Source organism: Nostoc sp. CHAB 5715 (assembly GCF_020829685.1).
Lineage (GTDB): Bacteria > Cyanobacteriota > Cyanobacteriia > Cyanobacteriales > Nostocaceae > Nostoc.
This window is the reverse complement of record NZ_JAIVFR010000670.1, coordinates 1-4,341: the sequence shown is the minus strand read 5'-3', so window position 1 is coordinate 4,341 and position 4,341 is coordinate 1. Positions and strand designations below refer to the sequence as shown.

Genomic DNA, 4,341 nt, shown 5'->3' with positions numbered 1-4,341 from the left:
GAACAGTTATTTATTGAAACCCAACCTTAATTTGATTGTGAGCGAATCATCCATACCAAAATACCTAAGATTTGCTCTACTGGAGGAATTAAGTACTCAGTTAAATCAATAGTTACAGTGCTGTCCTCTAACTTGAGGAATGTCCACAGGTTGCCACTAGTAACACTACCGTAGATAGTAGCAATAGGTTTTTCGTATTTAGCATTAAACCTTTGGGCGGCGATCATTTCTGCGATACACTGCCCCAAACCACCTTTGAGATTTTCCTTTTTGGCTTCCACAATCACCACTGCTGGGGCTTCAATAAATAACTGTTCTGGTGAAAGGCTAATCAGAAAGTCGCAAAATCCCGCCAGTCCAACTTCTGGTTCAACATTAAATTCTTCTCCAGAAAAGAAACTGATTTGTCTGTTGAGAATTTTTCGGACTTCAAACAATATTGGGCTGATAATCAATTCTGATCTAGCTTTCTCAGAACCCATTGCAATTGCTAACTGGATACTTTCTGCTAAAAATTCAGCCAATAGGGGACTAGGTAAAATTGGTTCTATAGGTGGCAAAAATCGCCCGCCTTCTATTAGGGTGAGGTTAAAGTCTTGTTTTACTTTTCTCAAAGAAAACTCTTTATAAGACATTCAGTCTCTCCATCTAAATCCCCTCTCGGAAACGGAGAGGGGTTTGGGGTGAAATTACGCCGGATAAATCCGCAATCTTCTATTTGGTTCTTCACCAAAACTATGCGACTTGAGGCGATAATGTTCTACCAACTCATGTTGCATTTTGCGGACTTGGGGAGAACGCGGCAATAACTCCACTGGCTGTCCTTTTGGAATCACAATTTGCTCAACAGCAAGTCTAGCTTCTTCCAAGGCATCCATCTCATCATCGCTACCATTGTGCAAAAACAGTTGCAATTCTAGGTCATCGGCCATTTCCGGGTCGTCCATGTTCAGCAACCGCCGCAAACCACGGGTAATTTGGGGAATGGTGCTGGACTTAATCATGTGGATGGGTACATGACGGGCTTTGGCCATTTGCCGTAATTTGGCGTGGTTTTTGACGTGCGATCGCAGTGCTAAAATTGCATCAGCACTATCTATATCTTTTGTCAATAGCACGGGCAAAGTTAGCACGCTAATTACCTGTTCTAGTTGATGGCGGCTAACACCATAAGGGTAAACGTGCAATGGCAAATCTTCACCATTCGGCCCTGGCTGTCTAGTAGCAGCATCCAAATCAATGCTTTCAGAATAATTGAAGGATTCATCCAGCAAACGGTCAAATTCACTGCGTCCAGTCACCCGCTCTACAGGCAATTGCGGCAATGCTACCATTTGTCCAGATGAACGCCAGCCATTAGATGGTCGCGCTGGTGGGAAAGATTCCTCCACTGTCGCTAGCTGTCCACCGCGACCGTTGACAACAGCTAACTGCCTTGTAACAGCGATTTTACCTTGGTCATCAACGGTTCTCGTTTGTGGGGTAGGCTGACGCCCCCGCAGCAGATTATCTACTGTGTCAGCAACACTTTCGTGTACTGTCCAGCGTTGGCGCTCCAACATTTCCACAGCAATTTCAAAGGTAGGAGGGGCTTTCCGCTCCAAAACAGTTTTTTGAGAACCTCGCCGTCTAGCTTCATCGTCTCCCAGCGTCACAGCTTGGATACCCCCAACTAAATCAGCCAGGGTCGGGTTTTTGATCAGATTTTCGATCTGATTTCCGTGGGCAGTACCTACCAACTGTACACCCCGTTCCGCAATGGTACGAGCCGCTAAAGCTTCCAGTTCTGTGCCAATTTCATCAATGACAATGACTTCTGGCATGTGGTTCTCCACTGCTTCAATCATCACCTGATGCTGTTGATCTGGATGAGCCACTTGCATCCGCCGAGCGCGACCAATGGCGGGATGGGCAACATCACCATCCCCAGCTATTTCGTTAGAGGTGTCAATAATCACCACTCGCTTTTGCAGATCATCCGCCAAAACACGGGCAATTTCCCGTAAGGCAGTAGTTTTGCCCACGCCTGGACGCCCCAGCATGAGAATCGATTTACCAGTTTCTACCAAATCACGGATCATGCCAATGGTTCCGAATACCGCTCGACCAACGCGACAGGTCAAGCCAATAATCTTACCTGTGCGGTTGCGGATGGCGCTGATCCGATGCAAAGTTTGCTCAATTCCTGCTCGATTATCTCCGCCAAAGATTCCAACTCGTTGAATACAATCATCTATCTGTTCTTGAGTAACGGGTACTTCGCTCAGATACTCAGCTTGATTAGGAAACCGAGCCTCTGGGCGACGACCCAAATCCAAGACCACTTCTACTAAACTATCTCGTTTGGGATGACTCTCTAGTACTTGTTGCAGGTCTTGGGGCAAAATGTCTAATAACTTTTGGAGATCGTCTGTAATCGTCATGCTTTCTAGTGGTGACGTTTTTAGAGATAGCGAGGACATTTGCGTGCAGGAGAAATCGCTCTGGGTAATTTCCCGAAACGAGCAATTAACGCTCCTGCTGTGACTTGATCTGGGAAACGAGAGAATGGGCAAGTTTTACAGCTTGCCAAAGTAATACGTCATTTTCTTCAAGGCGAAGATTCGCTTGCACATTAATGTTATTTACCTCCTTATTCTCTAACTGTTCGAGAATTGGTGACAGCAATACGCGGGCGTAGCTACCATAGGCGACCCCAGCAATGGAGGATGAGGGGGATGAGGGGGATGAGGGGGATGAGGGGGATGAGGAGGTTGTTGCTCCCCCTGCTCCCCCTGCTCCCTTATCTCCTCCTGCTCCCCCTGCCCCCTCATCTCCCCCTGCTCCCTCTGCTCTCTTCAGTAGTCCCATTGCCTTTAACTTAGCAACGGTATAACTATTAGTGCCGCCTGCTAACTGCACATATCCCGGTAACTTAGCTGCCAAAACTTTTTGCCCTAATTTCACCGCGGCTATTGTGGTGCCATCGCCAATATCACCACTCATCGGACGGCCGTCGGTTTGCCAAATTAAAGCACTCTTGAGTGGGGCAATCAGATCATATACTGCTCTTAGGTAGTCAATCATCCCCTCGCCATCGGGACAGCTGATAGCTAATAGCTTTAATTGATCGGCCCACGGTGAAATTGCCTGCCATAATTGTTCAAATTCTGTCAACCGCCCGACTTTTGTATGGATTTCTACGGCATCTACTCCCGTTGACATTACCAATGGCGCGATCGCTCCCGGCGTTGACATATATAAATTTGTATCAATTATACCATAAGGACAAACTGGTATACAACGACCGCAGCCATAGCACTTTTGTGATACTACTCCCGAAAAGTTTTCTTTTACATTGTTAAACACGATTGCTTGTGCCGGACAAATCCGTTCACAGGGTCTAGGACACTCGGTAGGACACTCAGTAGGATTAAATTCTGCTTTGCGAAAATGGGGGTCTTCTCCATCGTTCAGGCTAACCATCAAAAAGGGTGAGTTGCCTTTGTAGCCAAAGCCTCGCTTTTGGGCATCCGTAACCAGAGATTTGGCTACTTGTAGCCCTGCTTGCGCTGCTGCAATTACGGCTGGATCAGCTGCAACATCTATGCAGTCAGCGCCCGCCAAAGTATAGGCTAACGTTAAACTTCTGACTGCCGGTAAATGCTGGAAGCTGGCTCCGCAGATCAGCTTGAACCAGTCACCTTGTTTGAGAGATTGTAAAGGGGCGAACAGATCAGTCACTATTCTATTATGCGTTTATGCGACTAAAAATAGTAGTCTGTGATCAAGAAAAAGTCTGGCTTTCTTGATTCAGGGCATGGGGCACTTGTACTGAGCGAAGTCGAAGCATGGGGTACTTGTACGTAGGTTAAAAGCTAACAATTACAGCTAATGCAGCAGCTAAAACAGCTACAGGAACAACAAAAGTTAATTGGAGCGATCGCTCTTGATATTCGTAAGTCCTTGAAGTTTCAAGACATCTTCGCTATGAGTGTCAAAGAAGTCCGCCAGTTACTCAATGCTGATCGCGTGCTTTAGTAGACAATTTGCTGTATATGCGAATGATTGATGCAGATGTCTATCCGTTGGAATTAACTTCAATTCAACTCCAAACTTGGCTGCCTCATGTTGCCGAGTATTTTGGGGAAAGGGCTGGAGCTAGGCAACAGACTTTCCAACTTATACCAAATTATTGTGAAGCTGCATAAAACTGTAAAAGCCTGAAATGCTTACCAAGCCAAGTTTTTAGCTTTTTAATTCTATGCAACTTCATACAAAATTGGTATTAGTGTTCCTCCAAATTTACCACCTTTAGTTACAGACTTGGCTAGCTTGACCGAAATTGTCTCAGAGTTACTC

At 46.0% G+C, this 4,341-nt stretch carries 5 protein-coding genes; 2 read left to right on the top strand and 3 right to left on the bottom strand.

The window, feature by feature from the left end:
• Positions 1-26: 26 nt before the first annotated feature.
• The 3 genes from LC574_RS28705 to ldpA all read right to left on the bottom strand — a co-directional run bounded on the left by LC574_RS28705 (position 27) and on the right by ldpA (position 3,723).
• Positions 27-635, bottom strand: a complete 609-nt coding sequence (locus tag LC574_RS28705) for a hypothetical protein (protein ID WP_229457042.1) — start codon at positions 633-635, stop codon at positions 27-29.
• 54 nt (positions 636-689) lie between these two features.
• Positions 690-2,423 (bottom strand): R3H domain-containing nucleic acid-binding protein, encoded by a 1,734-nt coding sequence (locus tag LC574_RS28700; protein ID WP_229457041.1) that lies wholly within the window; start codon positions 2,421-2,423, stop codon positions 690-692.
• A gap of 85 nt (positions 2,424-2,508) precedes the next feature.
• Positions 2,509-3,723 carry a circadian clock protein LdpA gene (gene ldpA, locus LC574_RS28695; RefSeq protein WP_229457040.1) on the bottom strand — a complete coding sequence of 405 codons (1,215 nt, stop codon included), beginning with the start codon at positions 3,721-3,723 and terminating at the stop codon, positions 2,509-2,511.
• A gap of 150 nt (positions 3,724-3,873) precedes the next feature.
• On the opposite strand from ldpA, the gene LC574_RS28690 reads away from it, so the two are divergent.
• Positions 3,874-4,020 (top strand): hypothetical protein, encoded by a 147-nt coding sequence (locus LC574_RS28690; protein ID WP_229457039.1) that lies wholly within the window; start codon positions 3,874-3,876, stop codon positions 4,018-4,020.
• Positions 4,021-4,043: 23 nt separating this feature from the next.
• Positions 4,044-4,190: a hypothetical protein gene (locus LC574_RS28685; protein ID WP_229457038.1), complete on the top strand. Its 147-nt coding sequence runs from the start codon at positions 4,044-4,046 to the stop codon at positions 4,188-4,190.
• Positions 4,191-4,341: the final 151 nt, after the last annotated feature.